Below are 18,777 nucleotides of genomic sequence, written 5' to 3'. Positions count from 1 at the left end.
CAACTTTTTGGTTCGTTTGTTAACGAACTTTGATAAGGAAAGAGATTATGACCGCCTTAAATAAAAAATGGCTATCGGGTCTGGTTGCGGGTGCTCTGATGGCCGTCTCTGTCGGCACGCTCGCTGCGGAACAAAAAACACTCCATATCTATAACTGGTCTGATTATATAGCGCCGGATACGGTGGCTAATTTTGAGAAAGAGACCGGTATCAAAGTGGTCTATGACGTCTTTGACTCCAACGAAGTGCTGGAAGGCAAACTGATGGCCGGCAGCACCGGTTTTGACCTGGTGGTGCCTTCCGCGAGCTTCCTTGAGCGTCAGTTGACGGCAGGTGTCTTTCAGCCGCTGGATAAGAGCAAACTACCGGGCTGGAAAAACCTCGATCCGGAACTGCTGAAACTGGTCGCCAAACATGACCCGGACAATAAATTCGCCATGCCGTATATGTGGGCGACCACCGGTATTGGCTATAACGTCGATAAAGTGAAAGCGGTACTCGGTGCTGATGCGCCCGTCAACAGTTGGGATCTGGTGCTGAAGCCGGAAAATCTCGAAAAGCTGAAGAGCTGCGGCGTCTCTTTCCTCGATGCGCCGGAAGAGGTGTTTGCTACCGTGCTGAACTATCTGGGTAAAGATCCGAACAGCACCAAAGCGGACGATTACACGGGGCCTGCCACCGATCTGCTGCTTAAGCTGCGTCCGAATATCCGTTACTTCCACTCCTCGCAATACATCAACGACCTGGCTAACGGCGATACCTGCGTGGCGATTGGCTGGGCAGGGGATGTCTGGCAGGCGGCTAACCGGGCGAAAGAGGCGAAAAATGGCGTCAATATCTCCTTCTCAATTCCGAAGGAAGGGGCAATGGCCTTCTTTGACGTCTTCGCGATGCCGGCAGATGCTAAAAATAAAGACGAGGCCTATCAGTTCCTCAACTATCTGCTGCGCCCGGACGTGATTGCCCATATCTCTGACCACGTGTTCTACGCCAATGCTAACAAAGAGGCGACGGCGCTGGTGAGCCCTGAAGTGCGTGATAATCCAGGCATTTATCCGCCAGCCGACGTGCGCGCGAAAATGTTTACCCTGAAAGTTCAGGATCCGAAGATTGACCGCGTCCGTACGCGTGCCTGGACCAAGGTGAAGAGCGGTAAATAATCCGCCGTTGAAGCGCCGGGTATGCGCTGCGCTGCCCGGCAAAACGCACCTTTTGGGTGCGTTTGCACCATGATTTGTTTCTGCCGGAGAGCACCCCGTGAATGATGCCACCCCACGCCCGCAGGCGAAAACCCGTAAAGCGCTGACGCCGCTCCTCGAAATCCGCAATCTGACCAAATCTTTCGACGGTCAGCACGCGGTTGATGACGTGAGTCTGACTATTTATAAAGGCGAAATCTTTGCCCTGCTGGGCGCATCCGGCTGTGGAAAATCCACGCTGCTGCGCATGCTGGCAGGGTTTGAACAACCCACTACCGGACAAATCATGCTGGACGGCGTCGACCTGTCCCAGGTGCCGCCTTATTTGCGGCCCATCAACATGATGTTTCAGTCCTACGCGCTGTTTCCTCATATGACGGTGGAACAGAATATCGCCTTTGGCCTGAAGCAGGACAAATTGCCGAAAGCGGAAATCGCCAGCCGGGTTGAAGAGATGCTGGGTCTGGTGCATATGCAGGAGTTCGCCAAACGCAAACCGCATCAGCTTTCCGGCGGTCAGCGTCAGCGCGTGGCGCTGGCGCGAAGTCTGGCAAAACGTCCCAAACTCCTGTTACTCGACGAGCCGATGGGCGCACTGGATAAAAAACTGCGTGACCGTATGCAGCTTGAAGTGGTCGATATTCTTGAGCGCGTCGGCGCGACCTGCGTGATGGTGACGCACGATCAGGAAGAGGCGATGACCATGGCCGGGCGTATTGCCATCATGAACCGTGGCAAGTTCGTGCAAATCGGTGAGCCTGAAGAGATTTATGAGCATCCGACCACCCGCTACAGCGCGGAGTTTATCGGCTCGGTCAACGTTTTTGAGGGGGTTATCAAAGAGCGGCAGGATGACGGTCTGGTGCTGTATTCCCCAGGTCTGGTGCATCCACTGAAGGTCGATCCGGATGCGTCGGTGGTGGACAACGTGCCGGTGCACGTGGCGCTGCGCCCGGAAAAAATCATGCTGTGCGACGAGCCGCCCGCCGACGGATTTAACTTCGCCGTGGGAGAAGTGGTGCACATTGCCTATCTTGGCGATCTCTCCATTTATCACGTTCGCCTGAAAAGCGGACAGATGATCAGTGCTCAGTTGCAGAATGCCCACCGTTATCGCAAAGGTCTGCCGACCTGGGGCGATGAGGTGCGTTTGTGCTGGGATGCGGACAGCTGTGTGGTGCTGACGGTTTAAGGAGCGAAGATGAGTACATTTAAACCTCCGGCACGCGTGGAAAAGCCGGGCGGCTTTACGCTCTGGCTGGCGCGCGTGCAGATGAAACACGGGCGCAAGCTGGTCATTGCGCTGCCTTACGTCTGGCTTATCCTGCTGTTTCTGCTGCCTTTTCTGATCGTCTTTAAAATCAGTCTCGCGGAAATGGCGCGGGCGATCCCGCCGTATACCGAACTGATGGCGTGGGCCGACGGCCAACTGTCTGTCACCCTTAATCTCGGTAACTTCCTGCAGCTAACGGACGATCCGCTCTACTTTGACGCCTATTTGCAGTCGCTACAGGTGGCAGGGATTTCGACGCTTTGTTGTCTGCTGCTGGGCTATCCGCTGGCATGGGCGGTGGCGCACAGCAAGCCGTCAACGCGTAATATTCTGTTGCTGCTGGTGATCCTGCCATCGTGGACCTCGTTTCTGATCCGCGTGTATGCGTGGATGGGGATCCTGAAAAATAATGGCGTGCTGAATAACTTTCTGCTGTGGCTGGGGGTGATCGACCAGCCGTTGACCATTCTGCACACCAATCTGGCGGTGTATATCGGCATTGTATACGCCTATCTGCCGTTCATGGTGCTGCCGATTTATACCGCACTGACGCGGATTGACTATTCGCTGGTGGAAGCGTCGTTGGATCTGGGCGCGCGCCCGCTGAAAACCTTCTTTAGCGTGATTGTCCCGTTGACCAAAGGCGGCATTATTGCCGGTTCTATGCTGGTGTTCATTCCGGCGGTTGGGGAGTTTGTTATCCCGGAACTGCTCGGCGGGCCGGACAGCATCATGATTGGGCGCGTGCTGTGGCAAGAGTTCTTTAACAACCGCGACTGGCCGGTGGCGTCTGCGGTCGCGATTGTCATGCTGCTGCTGTTGATCGTACCGATTATGTGGTTCCACAAACATCAGCAAAAAAGCGGAGGGGTCCACGGATGAACAACTTACCGGTAATTCGTTCACCCTGGCGTATTGTGATTCTGGTGCTCGGGTTTACTTTCCTGTACGCGCCGATGCTGATGCTGGTCATCTACTCGTTTAACAGTTCCAAACTGGTCACGGTGTGGGCAGGATGGTCAACGCGCTGGTACGGCGAACTGTTCCGCGACAGCGCGATGATGAGCGCGGTGGGGCTGAGTCTGACTATCGCCGCCTGTGCAGCGACCATGGCGGCGATACTCGGCACCATTGCCGCGGTGGTGATGGTGCGCTTTGGCCGCTTTCGCGGGTCGAACGGCTTTGCCTTTATGATAACCGCGCCGCTGGTTATGCCCGATGTGATCACCGGGCTCTCACTGCTGCTGCTCTTTGTTGCGCTGGGCCACGCGATTGGCTGGCCGTCGGATCGTGGAATGTTGACCATCTGGCTGGCGCACGTCACGTTCTGTACGGCGTATGTGGCGGTGGTGATTTCATCGCGCCTGCGCGAACTGGATCGCTCCATTGAGGAAGCGGCGATGGATCTGGGGGCGACGCCGCTGAAGGTGTTCTTTGTGATTACGCTGCCGATGATTATGCCGGCGGTGGTCTCCGGCTGGCTGCTGGCATTCACGCTGTCGCTGGACGATCTGGTCATTGCCAGCTTTGTCTCCGGGCCGGGCGCAACCACGTTACCCATGCTGGTCTTCTCCAGCGTGCGGATGGGCGTTAATCCGGAAATCAACGCCCTGGCGACGCTGATCCTCGGCGTGGTCGGAATTGTCGGTTTTATCGCCTGGTATCTGATGGCTCGTACGGAAAAACAGCGGATCCGCGATATCCAACGTGCAAGACGCGACTGAAGACACTAAAATCGGTCAACCTGGCTACACAATGCCGCGCTCGTCGCGGCATTGTTTTCATGGAAGACGACTCGTTGGGATTTTTTAAAAAATCATCCTCATCACATGCCCGCCTGAACGTGCCTGCGCTGGTTCAGGTGGCGGCGCTCGCCATTATTATGATCCGTGGGCTCGACCTGCTGATGATCTTTAACACGCTCGGCGTCCGCGGACTGGTTGAGTTTATCCATCGCAGCGTACAAACCTGGAATTTGACGCTGGTTTTTCTGGGCAGTCTGGTGCTGGTGTTTGTTGAGATAGGCTGCGCATTTTCATTGGTGAAAGGGCGCAACTGGGCGCGGTGGCTATATCTCCTCACACAGGTGATTGCCGCAGGCTATTTGTGGGCGGCCTCGCTGGGCTACGGCTATCCCGAGCTGTTCAGCATTGCCGGTGAGTCAAAGCGGGAGATTCTGCGTACGCTGGTGATGCAAAAATTGCCCGATATGCTGGTGCTGTTATTACTGTTTGTGCCCGCGGCCAGTCGTCGCTTCTTCCGCTTACAATAATGTGTATAATCCTCGCCCCTGTTTAGATAAAGGTTTCTGTATGCAGTGCGCACTCTATGACGCCGGTCGCTGTCGCTCCTGTCAGTGGATAACGCAGCCCGTTGGCGAGCAACACGCCGCCAAAACCGCCGATCTGAAAAATCTGCTTGCCGGTTTTTCGGTCGGAGAATGGTGCGCACCGGTTAGCGGCCCGGAAAAGGCGTTTCGTAATAAAGCGAAAATGGTGGTCAGTGGCAGCGTGGAGAAACCGCTGCTGGGGATGCTGCACCGCGACGGGACGCCGGAAGATTTGTGCGATTGCCCGCTCTATCCCGCCTCGTTTGCGCCAGTGTTTGCCGTGCTGAAACCGTTTATTGCGCGCGCCGGATTAACCCCTTATAACGTGGCGCGCAAGCGTGGGGAACTGAAGTACCTCCTGCTGACGGAAAGCCAGTTTGATGGCGGTATGATGCTGCGCTTTGTGCTGCGTTCCGAAAGCAAACTGGCGCAGTTACGCGCTGCGCTGCCGTGGTTGCAGACGCAACTGCCGCAGCTGAAGGTCATCAGCGTTAATCTCCAGCCGGTGCATATGGCGATTATGGAAGGGGAGACGGAAATCTTCCTGACCGAACAGCAGGCGCTGGCGGAGCGGTTTAACGACGTGCCGCTGTGGATTCGCCCACAAAGTTTCTTCCAGACCAATCCGGCGGTGGCTAGCCTGTTGTATGCGACGGCGCGTGACTGGGTGCGACAGCTGCCGGTGAACCACATGTGGGATCTGTTCTGCGGCGTTGGTGGTTTTGGCCTGCACTGCGCGACGCCGGACATGCAGTTGACTGGAATTGAAATCGCGCCGGAAGCCATTGCCTGTGCCAGACAATCTGCGCTGGAACTGGGCTTAACCAATCTTCATTTTCAGGCGCTGGATTCCACGCAGTTTGCCACCGGGCAAGGGGCGGTGCCGGAACTGGTGCTGGTGAATCCGCCGCGGCGCGGTATCGGCAAACCGCTCTGCGATTATCTGGGACAGATGGCGCCGCAGTGCATTATTTATTCGAGCTGTAATGCGCAGACGATGGCAAAAGACATTGCCGCGTTGCCGGGCTACCGTATTGAACGGGTACAGCTGTTCGATATGTTCCCACATACCGCGCATTATGAAGTGCTGACATTGTTGTTGAGGGACTAGTCACGGTTTGCCGGATGGCGGCGCTGGCGCCTTATCCGGCCTATGAGCGGTGCAGATATTCCAGGCCTGATAAGCGTAGCGTCATCAGGCATTCTACCACCAGCGACTCGACTTACTGCGGGAACCACTGATCGTTGATTTTTTGGTAAGTCCCGTCAGCTTTAATGGCCACCAGTGCCGCATTCAGTTTCTCCAGCAGCACTTTGTTGTCCGGGCGAACCGCGATGCCGAGACCAGTGCCGAAGTACTGCGGATCGGTCACTTTCTCGGTTGCTGGCCCCAGTTGTGGGTTGGTTTTCAGCCACTCGTTCACCACCGCGGTATCACCGAACACGCCATCAATACGGCCATTTTTCAGGTCGATAAACGCGTTCTGATAGCTGTCATAGGCCACCGTTTTCACTTCCGGATGCTTATCCTGCAAGTACTTCTGGTGGGTGGTGCCGTTTTCCATCCCGATACGTTTGCCTTTCAGATCGGCGAAGGTTTTGTAAGTCCCTTTCTTCGAAATTACCAGCGCCGAGTTGGCATAGTAGGGGGCTGTAAACGCCACCTGCTTGCTCCGCTCCGGCGTGATATCCATACCGGAAATCACCGCGTCATATTTCTTGAATTTGAGTGCCGGGATCAGACTGTCAAACGCATGGTTGGTGAAAGTACATTCTGCCTGCATCTGTTTGCACAAGGCTTTTGCCAGATCGAGGTCGAAACCGACGATTTGGTTATTCGCATCCATAGATTCGAACGGTGGATAGGTCGCAGAGACGCCGAAGCTGATTTTTTCAGCGGCAGAGGCGCCGACGGCAAAAGAGGCAAGTAATGCGGCCAGAACTAACTTTTTCATGATTGGACTCCCGTTATGATGAGGCGCCGTTTCTGCGGCATGGATTTACAATGCCAGCAATTGAATTTATATGCAATAAAAACGATTAACTATTTTGTTAAAAATAAAAAAAGACGGACAGGTTATAAACTTGTCCGTCTTTTGAATTGTGTTTTATGCAATATAATGCTTAGTTGCGGCGTTCGAAAGCCAGCGCTTTGCGCTCGATAAGACGCATCATTAACGTCAACAGGCCGTTGACTACCAGGTAGATGACGCCCGCTGCGCCGAACACCATCACATCGTAGGTGCGACCATACAGCAGCTGACCGTATCCCATCACTTCCATCAGGGTAATGGTATAAGCCAGAGAGGTACTCTTGAACACCAGCACCACTTCGTTGGAATACGAGGAGAGGGCGCGTTTAAAGGCATATGGCAACAGGATCGCCAGCGTGTCTTTCTTGCTCATCCCCAGCGCGCCGCAGGACTGCCACTGGCCTTCCGGAATTGCGCGGATCGCGCCGTAGAACAGCTGCGTGGTATAGGCTGCACTATTGAGCGACAGCGCAATCAGCGCGCACAGCCACGGCTCCGACAGCAGATGCCACAGAACCGGATACTCTTGCAGCGTCGGGAATTGCCCCGGTCCATAGTAGATCAGGAAAATCTGCACCAGCAGCGGGGTACCGGTAAACAGCGTGATATAGCCACGAACCAGCCAGACCACAACCGGCGTTTTAAGCGTCAGAACGATAGTAAAAATCAGCGCCAGAATCAGGGCGACGACAATGGACGCAACCGTCAGCGTCAGGCTGGTGTGCAGCCCTTTAAGCAGTTCAGGTAAATACTCAAGCATCAGCCCGGTCTCCGCTCAAAACGTGTCGCGCGCAGGTCAATGCGTTTGAGAATGTACTGACTCACCAGCGTAATCACCAGGTAGATCGCCGCCGCAATAATGTACCAGTTAAACGGTTCCTGAGTTCGCGTGGCAATGCTCTTGGTTTGCAGCATCAGGTCGTTGACACTGATAAGGCTCACCAGCGCAGTATCTTTCAGCAATACCAGCCACTGGTTGCCCAGCCCTGGCAGCGCGTGACGCCACATCTGCGGCATCACCAGCCGGAAGAAAATGGCGGTCTTCGACAGTCCCAGCGCCTGACCGGACTCCCACTGACCCAGCGGTACGGCTTTCAGCGCGCCGCGCAGCGTTTGTGACGCATAGGCCGCGTAGAGCAGAGAGAGGGCAATCACGCCGCACAGGAAGGGGCTGACGTCGAAGTTTTCGATCTCCATTTGTACCGGGATCTGCACCACGCCCAGGTTGACAGTAAAGCCATCAGAGAGCATCAGCAGCAGTTGAGAGGAGCCGAAATAGATAAACAGCACCACCAGAATTTCCGGCAGGCCGCGTAAAATGGTGACCAGCGCGGAACCCGTCCACGCGACAGGACGCCATTTCACTGACTCCCAGACGGCGAACAGCATCGCCAGCGCCAGGCCGAGGATCAGTGCACAAACGGCAAGGCCGACGGTCATCCCGGCGGCGCTTGCAAGTGGGAAAAATTCGTTCATCAAGGCTTACTTCTGGAACCATTTGTTATAGATGGTCTCGTAAGTCCCATCTTTCTTCACTTTTTCCAGCGCAGTGTTGAATTTCTGCTGCAGTTCCGCGTTGCCCTGGCGGACGGCGATGCCGAGGCCGGTGCCGAAGTAATCTTTATCCGTCACTTTGTCGCCAACCGGGGCCAGCTTCGGATTGTCTTTCAGCCACTCTGTGACCACCGCCGTATCACCAAATACGCCGTCAATGCGGCCGTTTTGCAGATCCAGTTTCGCATTCTGGTAGCTGTCATACGGAACCGTGGTGATTTCCGGGTGTTTATCCATGATGAATTTCTGGTGAGTGGTGCCGTTCTGCACGCCCACTTTCTTACCTTTCAACTGATCAATGCTGGCGAATTTACCCTGCTGACCAATGAACAGTGCGGAGTTGTCATAGTAAGGGGTGGTGAACAGCACCTGTTTTTCACGCTCAGGCGTGATATCCATCCCGGCCATCACCGCATCGAAACGACGGAATTTCAGGCTGGGAATCAGGCTGTCAAACGCCTGGTTGGTAAAGGTACAGGTCGCGTCGATCTCTTTACACAGCGCATTGGCCAGATCGACATCAAAGCCGACAATCTTGTTATTAGCGTCCATCGATTCAAACGGAGGATAGGACGCTTCGGTCGCAAAACGAATGGTCTGGGCTGCTGTAGCAGAAAGGCTAAAGCCTGCGATAAGCGCGGCAATCAGAACTTTTTTCATTGTGTTGTCCCGAATCTTAGTGAGAGAGATAGTTTTTAAATGCTTCGGTCTGCGGGTCGGCAAAGCAACTTGCATTACCCTGCTCGACGATATGACCGTTTTCCATATACACGACGCGACTGGCGGTTTTACGCGCCACTTCCACTTCGTGCGTTACGATCACTTGTGTAATGTTGGTTTCCGCCAGTTCACGAATGATGCTGACGATTTGCGCGGTGATTTCTGGATCCAGCGCGGCGGTGGGCTCATCAAACAGCAGCACCTGCGGCTCCATCATCAGCGCACGGGCAATGGCCACACGCTGTTGCTGACCGCCGGAAAGATGCAGCGGAAAACGATCGCTGTAAGGTTTCAGACGCAGGCGATCCAGCAATTTTTCCGCACGAGCTAACGCCTGATCTTTTGACAGGCCCAGCACGCGGCAGGGCGCTTCAATCAGGTTCTGTTGCACGGTGAGGTGCGGCCACAGATTGTATTGCTGAAAGACCATTCCGACATTCTGACGCAGTTCGCGAATCGCTTTATCTGACGGCGTTTTGCGGAAGTCGAACTGGTTTCCCGCAATGCTGAGCGTACCTGAACGCGGCATCTCTAGTAGATTGAGTACCCGCAGCAGTGAGCTTTTACCGGCCCCGCTTGGACCCAGTAACACCAGTGTTTCACCCTGCGGGCAATCCAGCGTGATATCGAACAGCGCCTGATGCGCGCCGTAGAAGCAGTTAATGCCGTTTAATTGAATACTCATTGATACTCGTATACTGGCCGTCTGATAGCTATTGAAGCCGCAGATAGTACCTTTGACAGAATAGTTATGCAATATTTATGCTTTAAAAGTTAAATATAGCGCGCATTTCCCCTTAAACATAGCACAAAATAGCGAGGGCAAAGCGCGGTAAGAACAATTGTCGGCATTCCATGCAGAATGCCAGACAATTTACGGGGGTTACGTTTTTTATCGCGGTAAAGCGGCGGGATTAACGGTTTTCTACCGACTGGCGAAGCGTACCGGCAGGGGCATGCACGCTGCCGCCCAGATAACGCACGTCATCAATGACCCAGCACTGACCTTCGCGGATCATCAGCACTTCATCCTGCCAGTTCTGATCGCCCTGTTTCAGTGCAACGCGCAGCGGAATGTTGCGTGCATCACTATTCGGTATGGTCGAGGCGCTGGCAACGCTGGCGCTGTCCGGCGGCGTTGCGCGACTGGAGAACGGATCGCTGCTCATCAGTTGACGATGCGCACTGTCCCGACTGGCATCCGACAGCAGTTTCGCCAGGTTGTCGCTCAGGTAAGGGCGCAGGGCGGTGATATCATTACTGCGGTGCTGGATACGATAGTCATAGAATTGTTGAGCCACACTGTCCGGGCCGCCATCCACACAGGCACCCGTACGCGGCCCATTGTCTTTGTAGGCTGGCGTGACGGTGGTGCAGGCGCTGAGCAGCAGCGCGCAGGGGACAAGCAGGGAGAGTTTCGAATAGCGCATAGTGATTTCCTTATAAGCTTTCTGCCATGAGTCTTCTAAGATAACAGTCATCTACGATAATCAATTATATCCTTTCAATGATAGTGTATGGCGCTGATAATGTGCTGAATGTAACCAGGAGAGACATCATGCAATTTTCGACAACCCCCACGCTTGAAGGACAGAGCATCGTGGAATACTGCGGTGTGGTCACCGGCGAAGCCATTCTGGGCGCGAACATCTTCCGGGACTTTTTTGCCGGTATTCGCGATATCGTCGGCGGTCGTTCAGGCGCTTATGAAAAAGAGTTACGTAAAGCGCGTGAGATTGCCTTTGCAGAACTGGGTGAGCAGGCGAAAGCGCTGGGTGCTGACGCGGTGGTCGGCATTGATATCGATTACGAAACGGTCGGCAAAGACAGCAGCATGCTGATGGTCAGCGTGAGCGGGACTGCGGTGAAAACCCGCCGATGAAGACATGGCTGTGGCTGGTGGCCCTGGCACTGCTGTTAACGGGGTGTACGGGTGAAAAGGGGATTGTTGACAGAGAAGGCTACCAGCTCGATACCCGTCATCAGGCGCAGGCGGCGTATCCTCGCATCAAAGTGTTAGTGATCCACTATACGGCGGACGATTTCGATGGCTCGCTGGCGACGTTGACGGATAAAAACGTCAGCTCGCATTATCTGATCCCGGCGGTGCCGCCGTTACATCGGGGTATACCGCGTATCTGGCAACTGGTACCGGAACAGGATCTGGCGTGGCATGCGGGCATCAGCTTTTGGCGCGGTGCGACGCGCATTAACGACACCTCAATTGGCATTGAACTGGAAAATCGCGGCTGGCAAAAATCGGCGGGTGGAAAGTATTTTTTCCCGTTTGAAACCGCGCAGATTCAGGCACTGATACCGCTGGCGAAAGACATTATCGCCCGTTATGACATTAAGCCGCAGAACGTGGTTGCGCATGCGGACATCGCCCCGCAGCGAAAAGACGACCCCGGCCCGCGGTTTCCCTGGCAGGCGCTGGCAGAGCAGGGTATTGGCGCCTGGCCTGATGCGCAGCGGGTCAATTTCTATCTTGCCGGACGGGCACCGAACGCCCCTGTTGAGATGGCATCACTGCTGGACCTGTTGTCGCGTTATGGTTATGAGGTGAAGCCTGAAATGACCGCACGTGAGCAGCAGCGCGTGGTGATGGCGTTCCAGATGCATTTCCGCCCGACGCTATGGAACGGCGTTGCCGATGCCGAAACGCAGGCGATTGCTGAGGCGCTGTTGGAGAAGTACGGGCAGGGCTAGCGATGCAGTTTTCCGTGGTCGCGTAGCCACGCGGCGGTTTGCACAATGCCTTCATCCAGCGTCACCCTCGGCTTATACCCCAGTTCCTCTTCGGCGCGACTGATATCCAGCGTAAAGTCGAAATTCAGCTTCGACACCCCATAGTGGGTTAACGCCGGCTCTTTGGCTGACTTATTACCAAAGTGCTCCAGGCTGCGAGCGATCATATCCAGCATCGGGTAGGGCACTGAGCGGATCCGGCAGTGGATGTTCAGTTCATCAATCAGTTTTTGCACGATACTGCGCAGGGTTCTGGGCTCACCGTTGGTGATGTTGTACACCCGACCCGAAGGCAGGGTGTCGCACAGTGTCTGACTCGCCAGCCACATAGCGTGGACAGCGTTCTCATAATAGGTCATATCAACCATCGCGCTGCCGCCATGCGGCAACAGCACGCTGCCGTAGTGGTGCATCATGTGCGCCAGACGGGGGATAAACACTTTGTCATGCGGACCAAACAGGCTTTGCGGGCGTAGCACCGTAAACCGCGTCTGCGGATTGGCCTGGGCCAGCAGGCTGATGACCTCTTCTCCGGCGGCTTTGCTGCGGGCAAACTCGTTAGCAAAACGATGCGGGCGAAAATCTTCTTTGATATCGCGATGATGGTGATAATCGAAGTAAAGCGACGGGGAGGAGATATGGATAAAGTTACGCACACCCCATGCGACGGCCCATTCGCCAAGACGGCGGGTCGCACGAACGTTTGCCAGATCAAAGGCTTCCTGGGTTCCCCAGGGGGAGGTGAAACTTGAGCAGTGCCACAGCGTATCAATGCCTGCAAGCATGACTTTCGCCTGCGAAGAGACCAGCTCGGTCAGATCCGCATGCACAAACTCCGCGCCCATTTTCTCGAGCAGTTTACCCATCGCTTCGTTGCGACCGGTCGCTCTGACGCTGATGCCTTTGTTGCGCAAAAACTCAACCGCGTTTCGTCCTAAGCCGCTGGTTGCGCCGGTAACCAGTACCTTCATATCAGTCCACTGTGTTTAATAAAACGTCGTGCGCATTCTTCCGTGAATTACGTCGGTATGCAATGGGAAACGTGAAACAATACAGTAAGTTTTTACGATTTATCTGTGATTTGTTCTGCAAGTCTGGCAATTTTTTTTGCCATCCCCCGGAAAATAAACAGGTGCGCCGGGATCATCAGCAGCCAGTAGAATAGCCCCGGCATACCATGCGGATGCCACCAGGCACGGACGTCAATCTCGCGATGGTCACCTTTATCTTCAAGGGTAAAACTTAACCGTCCCAGCCCCGGCGCCTTCATGCCAAACAGCAGCGTGAGCTGTTTTTCCGGCTCGACGATAATCACTTTCCAACTGTCTACGGCATCGCCCGGTTGAAGCAGTTCATGTTCAGGACGACCTTTTGCCAGCCGATGACCGACTAACAGATCCAGCGCCGCGCGGATCTTCCACAAGGCATTGCCGAAGAAATAGCCCTCTTTGCCGCCCAGACGGTTCACGACTCGCCACAATGCCGACAAGCTGGCGTGCGTCTTCACGGTAAATCCGGCCTGTTTGGCGAAAAAACCATATTCAGGTCGCCAGCGGGCAAACGCCTGTGCGTCATAGCCCCAGTCGCTGGAATTCACCAGTTCCTCTTCTTCCTTTAGCGTGCTGCGTACGGCGTCGTCAAAGGCGATAAGCTTCTGGGGTATCAATGCCCGTAGCTCGCTGTCATCGGCCAGCAGGTCGTGTCTGAGGCCCTGTATCAACGCTTTCGCGGTGGTCGGCGGCACCGAGGTGATGACGTTCAGGAACCAGACTGAAATCCAACTGGTCGGAAAGGGGATGGGGATAAGCCAGCGATGTTTGCCGCTCACCGCCATGAAATGTTCGAACTGCTCCTGGTAGCTGAGCACCTGCGGCCCGGCGGCTTCGAGGATCCGATGCGTCGGGGAAGGGTGCTCCAGCAGCGCCACCAGATAGTACAGCAGATTTTCCAGCGCAATGGGCGTGGTGCGCGAACGAACCCAGCGCGGCGGGGTCAGTATCGGCAGGTTGTAGACCATGTCGCGCATCACTTCAAAAGCGGCGGAACCGGCACCGACGATAATCCCGGCGCGCAGTTCCGTCATCGGCACGCCAGATTCACGCAGGGTATCGGCGGTTATCTGCCGGGCCCGCAGATGGTCGGACTGCTCGTGCTCCGGTGCCTGCAGGGAGCTAAGAAAAATCAACTGCCCGACCGGCGTTTCCCGCAGGGCGTCACGTACGTTAAGCGCGACCTGACGTTCATGGGCGATAAAATCGCCGCCTTCTCCCATACCATGCACCAGATAGTAGACGGTATCGACATTTGTCAGCAGAGAAGAAAGATGCGTCGGCCAGTTCAGGTCGACCTTATGACAGCTGACGTTGGGTAACTGTTGTTTTTCCAGTCGCTCAATGCGACGTGCCGCCGCCAGCACCTGGTGTCCTTGCTGGCTGAGCGCCTGCACCAGATGCTGACCAATGTAACCACTGGCGCCAAGAACCACTATGCGTTGCGGCACATCTCTCTCCTTAACGATTCAGGAACGTGCGCCAGTGGGCGACAACATTGGCAAGCTGTTCCCGTGAGACGTCCAGGTGGGTCACAAGACGGACAATCGGCGACGCGTTGATCAGCACGCCATGTGCCTTCATGTGCTCGCCCAGGGCCGCCGCGTTGGCTTCACCCACGCGGACAAACAGCATGTTGGTGTCGTGACGCATCACGTCCGCCCCGGCTTCCCGCAGTTGTTCTGCCAGCCAGGCCGCGTTGTCATGATCGTCCTGCAGACGGGCAACGTTATTTTTCAGGGCATACAGTCCGGCCGCCGCCAGGATACCGGCCTGACGCATGCCGCCGCCGGTCATTTTGCGCCAGCGCGTGGCGCGCTTGATATAATCGCGGCTGCCGACCAGTAACGATCCCACCGGCGTTCCCAGCCCTTTTGACAGGCAGATGGTAAAGGAGTCGCAATACTGCGCGACGTCTTTGAGTTCACACCCGTAGGCCACGACGGCATTAAAAATACGCGCGCCGTCAACGTGCAGCGCCAGACCGCGCTCACGGGTAAACTCCCACGCCTCGCGCAGATACTCACGCGGCAGCACTTTGCCGTTGTGTGTATTTTCCAGGCTCAGCAGGCGGGTACGGGCAAAATGGATGTCATCGGCCTTAATTTTTGCGGCGACTTTATCCAGCGGCAGCGTACCATCGCCCGCGGCGTCAATGGGCTGCGGTTGAATGCTGCCGAGCACTGCCGCGCCACCGGCTTCATACAGATAGTTATGCGCCCCCTGACCGGCGATATACTCTTCGCCGCGCTCGCAGTGGCTGAGTAGCGCCACGAGGTTGGCCTGGGTACCGGTGGGTAAAAATAACGCCGCTTCTTTACCAGAAAGGTCAGCGGCGTATTGCTGGAGCGCGTTAACGGTAGGGTCATCTCCGTACACGTCGTCTCCGACCGGGGCGGCCATCATTTCTTCGAGCATGGCGCGACCCGGACGGGTGACGGTATCACTGCGTAGATCTATCATTGCACATCCCTATTGTTTGAAAGGCGATGTGCATTGTTTTACCTGAGCCAGTTGGTTTTTGCCAGTTCGATAACCTCATCGCCGCGACCGCTGATGATGGCACGCAGCATGTACAGGCTGAAACCTTTGGCCTGCTCCAGTTTGATCTGCGGCGGAATGGCCAGCTCTTCTTTTGCGACAACCACATCCACCAGCACCGGACCGTCAATCGACAGGGCACGCTGCAGCGCTTCATCAACGTCGGCGGCGTTTTCCACCCGAATGCCGGTGATGCCGCACGCTTCGGCAATGCGGGCGAAGTTGGTGTCGTGCAACGCCGTGCCGTCGGTGAGATAACCGCCCGCTTTCATCTCCATCGCCACAAAGCCCAACACGCTGTTGTTAAAAACCACGATTTTAAGCGGGAGCTTCATCTGGACCACCGACAGGAAATCCCCCATCAGCATACTGAATCCGCCATCGCCGCACAGGGCGATCACCTGACGTCCCGGGGCGGTGGCCTGAGCACCCAGCGCCTGCGGCATCGCGTTAGCCATTGAGCCGTGGTTAAACGAGCCCAGCAGTCGGCGCTTGCCGTTCATTTTCAGGTAGCGGGCGGCCCACACCGTCGGCGTACCGACGTCGCAGGTAAAGATGGCGTCATCGGCGGCGAAATGGCTGATTTGTTGCGCCAGGTACTGTGGATGAATCGCCTTTTCGCTGGGTTTGGCGAGGTCATCAAGGCCCTTACGCGCATCGCGATAATCGCTCAACGCCTTATCCAGGAACTTACGCTCGGTTTTCTCCTCCACCAGCGGCAGAAGCGCCGTCAGCGTGGCTTTGATATCGCCGACCAGCGCCATGTCGACCTTGCTGTGCGCGCCGATGCTGGCAGGGTTGATATCAATCTGAATGATTTTGGCATCGATTGGATAGAACGCGCGGTAGGGGAACTGCGTACCGAGCAGCACCAGCGTGTCGGCGTTCATCATGGTATGGAAGCCGGAAGAGAAGCCGATAAGCCCGGTCATTCCCACATCATATGGGTTGTCGTATTCGACATGCTCTTTGCCGCGCAGGGCGTGAACGATGGGGGCTTTAATTTTGGCGGCGAACTCGACCAGTTCTTTATGCGCCCCCGCACAGCCGCTGCCGCACATCAGGGCGATATTGCTGGAATAACGCAGCAGTTGGGCCAGCTTTCTTAACTCTTCTTCCGCTGGCGTGACGATCGGTAACGGCGCGTGATACCAGTGGGTGCTGGCGCTTTCTGGCGCGGGTTTTAACGCCACATCGCCCGGTAAGACCACTACCGAGACGCCGCGATTGAGCACCGCTTTGCGCATGGCAATCGCCAGTACCTGAGGGATCTGCTCCGGGCTGGAAACCAGCTCGCAATAGTGGCTGCATTCGCGGAACAGTTCCTGCGGGTGCGTTTCCTGAAAATACCCGCTGCCAATTTCACTGGAAGGGATGTGGGCGGCGATAGCCAGCACCGGGACGTGGTTGCGATGACAGTCAAACAGGCCGTTGATCAGGTGCAGGTTACCGGGGCCGCAGGAGCCTGCACAAACCGCCAGTTCGCCGGTTAGCTGTGCCTCCGCACCCGCCGCGAAGGCGGCCACCTCTTCATGACGGGTCGACATCCACTCAATCGTTCCCATGCGATTAAGACTGTCGCTCAGGCCGTTCAGCGAATCGCCCGTCACGCCCCAGATACGTTTCACACCCGCCTGTTCCAGTGTTTTAGCAATAAAAGCGGCAACCGTTTGTTTCATGGTTTTCCATCTCCTTAATTGTGATACCGGTTACAAGTTTAGATGAAGATACTGATTACGCTGCGTGGCACCCCCTTATTTTCAGCAGCTTCCTTTCAGGGGGGATAACGCGTAGCGTGAAAAAAAATCAGGGCGAACCAGGAGTAAACTCAGATGCTTACAACATTGTTAAATGCAGTGAATCGGATGCTGACGCACGAGGATTTTGGCAAGTTTTTATTACGCCTGGCGGTTGGGGGATTAATGCTGTTTCACGGGCTGCATAAGCTGTTTGCCGGCATTGATGGCATCAGCGGAATGCTGATTGCCAAAGGGCTACCGGGCTTTATTGCGTACGGTGTGCTGGTGGGCGAAGTGATTGCGCCTTGCCTGATTATTCTCGGGATCCTGACGCGTCCGGCGGCGCTGGTACTGGCGTTCACCATGATTGTGGCGTGGCTGATGGTCGGGATCAATGAAACCTGGGCGCTGGATAAAACCGGGGCATGGGCGATTGAAAGCCTGGTCTATTTCTTTATCGGCGCGCTGGCGGTGGCTTTTTTAGGGGCGGGACGGTTTTCGGTTGCTGGCAATTCGGCGTGGCGGTGAGAAATTGCCGGATGGCGGCGTAAATGCCTTATCCGGCCTACCATTGTTCTCGTAGGCCGGATAAGCGCAGCGTCATGCGGCAATCTGCTGTCAGGCGAGAACCAGGTCACTCTGCGGATGGCAGGAGCAGGCCAGCACGTAGCCGTCGGCAATTTCCGCCTCTGTTAGCGTCATGGTGCTGCTCACCGTGTAATTTCCATCCACGACTTTTGTTTTACAGCATCCGCAGACACCGGCGCGGCAGACGGCAACCACCGGCACCTGGTTGCTTTCCAGCGCGTCCAGCAGCGTCGTACCGACCGGCGCGTAAAATTCTTTCGCCGGTTGTAGTTTGGTAAATTTCAGACCGCTGGTTGCTGCATCTGCCACCGGGGTGAAGAACTTCTCTTTAAAGAAGCGCGTCACGCCCAGCGCGTTCACTTCCTGCTCGACCCAATCCATATACGGTGCCGGACCACAGGTCATCACGGTACGAGACGTCAGGTCAGGAACACGTTGCAGCAGTTCCGTGGTCAGGCGACCGGCCACGAAACCGTCGGTGGCGTTATTTTCCGCCACCAGCGTGACCGGATACTGACGCCACTCCTCGGCGAAAATGACATCCTGCGGCGAACGCACGTTGAAGATAACCTGGACATCCGCATGCGGACGGTACTTTGCCAACCAGCGACGCATCGACATGATCGGCGTGACGCCACAACCGGCCGCCAGCATCAGGAACTTATCATCGGCTTTATCTTCGCAGGTGAAATCGCCCATCGCATCGGACAGCCAGATGTAGTCGCCGCGCTTCACGTCGCGGGTTAACCACTTTGAGCCCGCACCATCATCAATCCGACGAACGGTCAGCGTAATGTACTCGCTGACGCCCGGCGTTGAAGAGAGGGTGTAAGCGCGCAGCGTGTCCGCTGAATGACGCACGCTCACCAGTGCATACTGCCCGGCGCGATACGGATAATAGTCGTGGCACAGCAACGAAATTGTCCATACATCCGGCGTTTCCTGATGGATGTGGTGAACCTGCATCCGCCATGGGCACTGATTCGTTGGCATTGTCATGTCTT

Annotated in this window: 20 protein-coding genes; 9 read left to right on the top strand and 11 right to left on the bottom strand. The window is 55.8% G+C overall.

Going from position 1 to position 18,777, the window contains the following annotated elements:
- The first annotated feature begins 47 nt into the window (after positions 1-47).
- The 6 genes from potF (at position 48) to rlmC (ending at position 5,912) form a co-directional block, all read left to right on the top strand.
- A complete protein-coding gene (gene potF, locus GBC03_21285) occupies positions 48-1,160 on the top strand; it encodes a spermidine/putrescine ABC transporter substrate-binding protein PotF (GenBank protein QFS72553.1) in 1,113 nt (370 codons plus the stop codon).
- Positions 1,161-1,257: 97 nt separating this feature from the next.
- On the top strand, positions 1,258-2,391 hold the full coding sequence (potG, locus tag GBC03_21280; protein ID QFS72552.1) for a putrescine ABC transporter ATP-binding subunit PotG: 1,134 nt from the start codon (positions 1,258-1,260) through the stop codon (positions 2,389-2,391).
- Positions 2,392-2,400: 9 nt separating this feature from the next.
- Entirely contained in the window at positions 2,401-3,354 is a 954-nt protein-coding gene (gene potH / locus GBC03_21275) for a putrescine ABC transporter permease PotH (GenBank protein QFS72551.1), read from the top strand.
- Complete coding sequence (potI, locus tag GBC03_21270; GenBank protein ID QFS72550.1) at positions 3,351-4,196, top strand: putrescine ABC transporter permease PotI; 846 nt, start codon at positions 3,351-3,353, stop codon at positions 4,194-4,196. The genes potH and potI overlap by 4 nt, the downstream gene beginning before the upstream one ends.
- Before the next feature lie 59 nt (positions 4,197-4,255).
- Positions 4,256-4,744, top strand: a complete 489-nt coding sequence (locus tag GBC03_21265; GenBank protein QFS72549.1) for a DUF2593 family protein — start codon at positions 4,256-4,258, stop codon at positions 4,742-4,744.
- A 40-nt stretch (positions 4,745-4,784) separates the two neighbouring features.
- A complete protein-coding gene (gene rlmC / locus GBC03_21260; GenBank protein QFS72548.1) occupies positions 4,785-5,912 on the top strand; it encodes a 23S rRNA (uracil(747)-C(5))-methyltransferase RlmC in 1,128 nt (375 codons plus the stop codon).
- A gap of 112 nt (positions 5,913-6,024) precedes the next feature.
- Here rlmC and GBC03_21255 read toward each other — a convergent pair whose 3' ends face one another.
- From GBC03_21255 to GBC03_21230, 6 genes are all read right to left on the bottom strand, one after another.
- Positions 6,025-6,756, bottom strand: coding sequence for an arginine ABC transporter substrate-binding protein (locus GBC03_21255; GenBank protein ID QFS72547.1), 732 nt, complete (start codon positions 6,754-6,756; stop codon positions 6,025-6,027).
- 169 nt (positions 6,757-6,925) lie between these two features.
- Complete coding sequence (gene artM, locus GBC03_21250; GenBank protein ID QFS72546.1) at positions 6,926-7,594, bottom strand: arginine ABC transporter permease ArtM; 669 nt, start codon at positions 7,592-7,594, stop codon at positions 6,926-6,928.
- The gene (artQ, locus tag GBC03_21245; protein ID QFS72545.1) at positions 7,594-8,310 is read right to left on the bottom strand and encodes an arginine ABC transporter permease ArtQ; all 717 of its coding nucleotides are present in this window, start codon (positions 8,308-8,310) and stop codon (positions 7,594-7,596) included. Before artQ ends, artM begins: the two co-directional genes overlap by 1 nt.
- 6 nt (positions 8,311-8,316) lie before the next feature.
- Positions 8,317-9,048, bottom strand: a complete 732-nt coding sequence (locus tag GBC03_21240; GenBank protein QFS72544.1) for an arginine ABC transporter substrate-binding protein — start codon at positions 9,046-9,048, stop codon at positions 8,317-8,319.
- 16 nt (positions 9,049-9,064) lie between these two features.
- A complete protein-coding gene (gene artP / locus GBC03_21235) occupies positions 9,065-9,793 on the bottom strand; it encodes an arginine ABC transporter ATP-binding protein ArtP (protein ID QFS72543.1) in 729 nt (242 codons plus the stop codon).
- A 229-nt stretch (positions 9,794-10,022) separates the two neighbouring features.
- Positions 10,023-10,538, bottom strand: coding sequence for a lipoprotein (locus tag GBC03_21230; GenBank protein QFS72542.1), 516 nt, complete (start codon positions 10,536-10,538; stop codon positions 10,023-10,025).
- A gap of 128 nt (positions 10,539-10,666) precedes the next feature.
- Here GBC03_21230 and GBC03_21225 point away from each other — a divergent pair, with 128 nt between their 5' ends.
- Together GBC03_21225 and GBC03_21220 are read left to right on the top strand one after the other, a co-directional pair.
- Positions 10,667-10,990: a heavy metal-binding domain-containing protein gene (locus GBC03_21225; protein ID QFS72541.1), complete on the top strand. Its 324-nt coding sequence runs from the start codon at positions 10,667-10,669 to the stop codon at positions 10,988-10,990.
- A complete protein-coding gene (locus tag GBC03_21220; GenBank protein ID QFS72540.1) occupies positions 10,987-11,817 on the top strand; it encodes an N-acetylmuramoyl-L-alanine amidase in 831 nt (276 codons plus the stop codon). Before GBC03_21225 ends, GBC03_21220 begins: the two co-directional genes overlap by 4 nt.
- Here the strand turns inward: GBC03_21220 and GBC03_21215 are convergent.
- The 4 genes from GBC03_21215 to poxB all read right to left on the bottom strand — a co-directional run bounded on the left by GBC03_21215 (position 11,814) and on the right by poxB (position 17,125).
- A complete protein-coding gene (locus tag GBC03_21215; protein ID QFS72539.1) occupies positions 11,814-12,827 on the bottom strand; it encodes an SDR family NAD(P)-dependent oxidoreductase in 1,014 nt (337 codons plus the stop codon). The genes GBC03_21220 and GBC03_21215 overlap by 4 nt on opposite strands.
- Before the next feature lie 92 nt (positions 12,828-12,919).
- A complete protein-coding gene (locus tag GBC03_21210; GenBank protein ID QFS72538.1) occupies positions 12,920-14,356 on the bottom strand; it encodes a DUF2867 domain-containing protein in 1,437 nt (478 codons plus the stop codon).
- A 10-nt stretch (positions 14,357-14,366) separates the two neighbouring features.
- Positions 14,367-15,368: a low-specificity L-threonine aldolase gene (ltaE, locus tag GBC03_21205; GenBank protein ID QFS72537.1), complete on the bottom strand. Its 1,002-nt coding sequence runs from the start codon at positions 15,366-15,368 to the stop codon at positions 14,367-14,369.
- A gap of 38 nt (positions 15,369-15,406) precedes the next feature.
- Positions 15,407-17,125, bottom strand: coding sequence for a ubiquinone-dependent pyruvate dehydrogenase (gene poxB / locus GBC03_21200; protein QFS72536.1), 1,719 nt, complete (start codon positions 17,123-17,125; stop codon positions 15,407-15,409).
- 153 nt (positions 17,126-17,278) lie between these two features.
- Here poxB and GBC03_21195 point away from each other — a divergent pair, with 153 nt between their 5' ends.
- Entirely contained in the window at positions 17,279-17,713 is a 435-nt protein-coding gene (locus tag GBC03_21195; protein ID QFS72535.1) for a DoxX family membrane protein, read from the top strand.
- Between the two features lie 90 nt (positions 17,714-17,803).
- On the opposite strand, the gene GBC03_21190 is transcribed toward GBC03_21195, so the two are convergent.
- Complete coding sequence (locus GBC03_21190) at positions 17,804-18,772, bottom strand: NADH oxidoreductase (GenBank protein QFS72534.1); 969 nt, start codon at positions 18,770-18,772, stop codon at positions 17,804-17,806.
- Positions 18,773-18,777: the final 5 nt, after the last annotated feature.

This window comes from Citrobacter telavivensis, assembly GCA_009363175.1.
Lineage (GTDB): Bacteria > Pseudomonadota > Gammaproteobacteria > Enterobacterales > Enterobacteriaceae > Citrobacter_A > Citrobacter_A telavivensis.
Note: the sequence above shows the minus strand (reverse complement) of the source record. Positions and strands in the feature narration are given on the sequence as shown.

Coding starts and splice junctions, on each gene's coding strand:
- potF (QFS72553.1), top strand. CDS start 48: ATGACCGCCTTAAATAAAAAATGGCTATCGGGTCTGGTTGCGGGTGCT.
- GBC03_21195 (QFS72535.1), top strand. CDS start 17,279: ATGCTTACAACATTGTTAAATGCAGTGAATCGGATGCTGACGCACGAG.
- GBC03_21255 (QFS72547.1), bottom strand. CDS start 6,756: ATGAAAAAGTTAGTTCTGGCCGCATTACTTGCCTCTTTTGCCGTCGGC.
- potH (QFS72551.1), top strand. CDS start 2,401: ATGAGTACATTTAAACCTCCGGCACGCGTGGAAAAGCCGGGCGGCTTT.
- artP (QFS72543.1), bottom strand. CDS start 9,793: ATGAGTATTCAATTAAACGGCATTAACTGCTTCTACGGCGCGCATCAG.
- GBC03_21220 (QFS72540.1), top strand. CDS start 10,987: ATGAAGACATGGCTGTGGCTGGTGGCCCTGGCACTGCTGTTAACGGGG.
- rlmC (QFS72548.1), top strand. CDS start 4,785: ATGCAGTGCGCACTCTATGACGCCGGTCGCTGTCGCTCCTGTCAGTGG.
- ltaE (QFS72537.1), bottom strand. CDS start 15,368: ATGATAGATCTACGCAGTGATACCGTCACCCGTCCGGGTCGCGCCATG.
- GBC03_21215 (QFS72539.1), bottom strand. CDS start 12,827: ATGAAGGTACTGGTTACCGGCGCAACCAGCGGCTTAGGACGAAACGCG.
- poxB (QFS72536.1), bottom strand. CDS start 17,125: ATGAAACAAACGGTTGCCGCTTTTATTGCTAAAACACTGGAACAGGCG.
- artM (QFS72546.1), bottom strand. CDS start 7,594: ATGCTTGAGTATTTACCTGAACTGCTTAAAGGGCTGCACACCAGCCTG.
- GBC03_21240 (QFS72544.1), bottom strand. CDS start 9,048: ATGAAAAAAGTTCTGATTGCCGCGCTTATCGCAGGCTTTAGCCTTTCT.
- GBC03_21225 (QFS72541.1), top strand. CDS start 10,667: ATGCAATTTTCGACAACCCCCACGCTTGAAGGACAGAGCATCGTGGAA.
- GBC03_21190 (QFS72534.1), bottom strand. CDS start 18,772: ATGACAATGCCAACGAATCAGTGCCCATGGCGGATGCAGGTTCACCAC.
- potI (QFS72550.1), top strand. CDS start 3,351: ATGAACAACTTACCGGTAATTCGTTCACCCTGGCGTATTGTGATTCTG.
- artQ (QFS72545.1), bottom strand. CDS start 8,310: ATGAACGAATTTTTCCCACTTGCAAGCGCCGCCGGGATGACCGTCGGC.
- GBC03_21265 (QFS72549.1), top strand. CDS start 4,256: ATGGAAGACGACTCGTTGGGATTTTTTAAAAAATCATCCTCATCACAT.
- GBC03_21230 (QFS72542.1), bottom strand. CDS start 10,538: ATGCGCTATTCGAAACTCTCCCTGCTTGTCCCCTGCGCGCTGCTGCTC.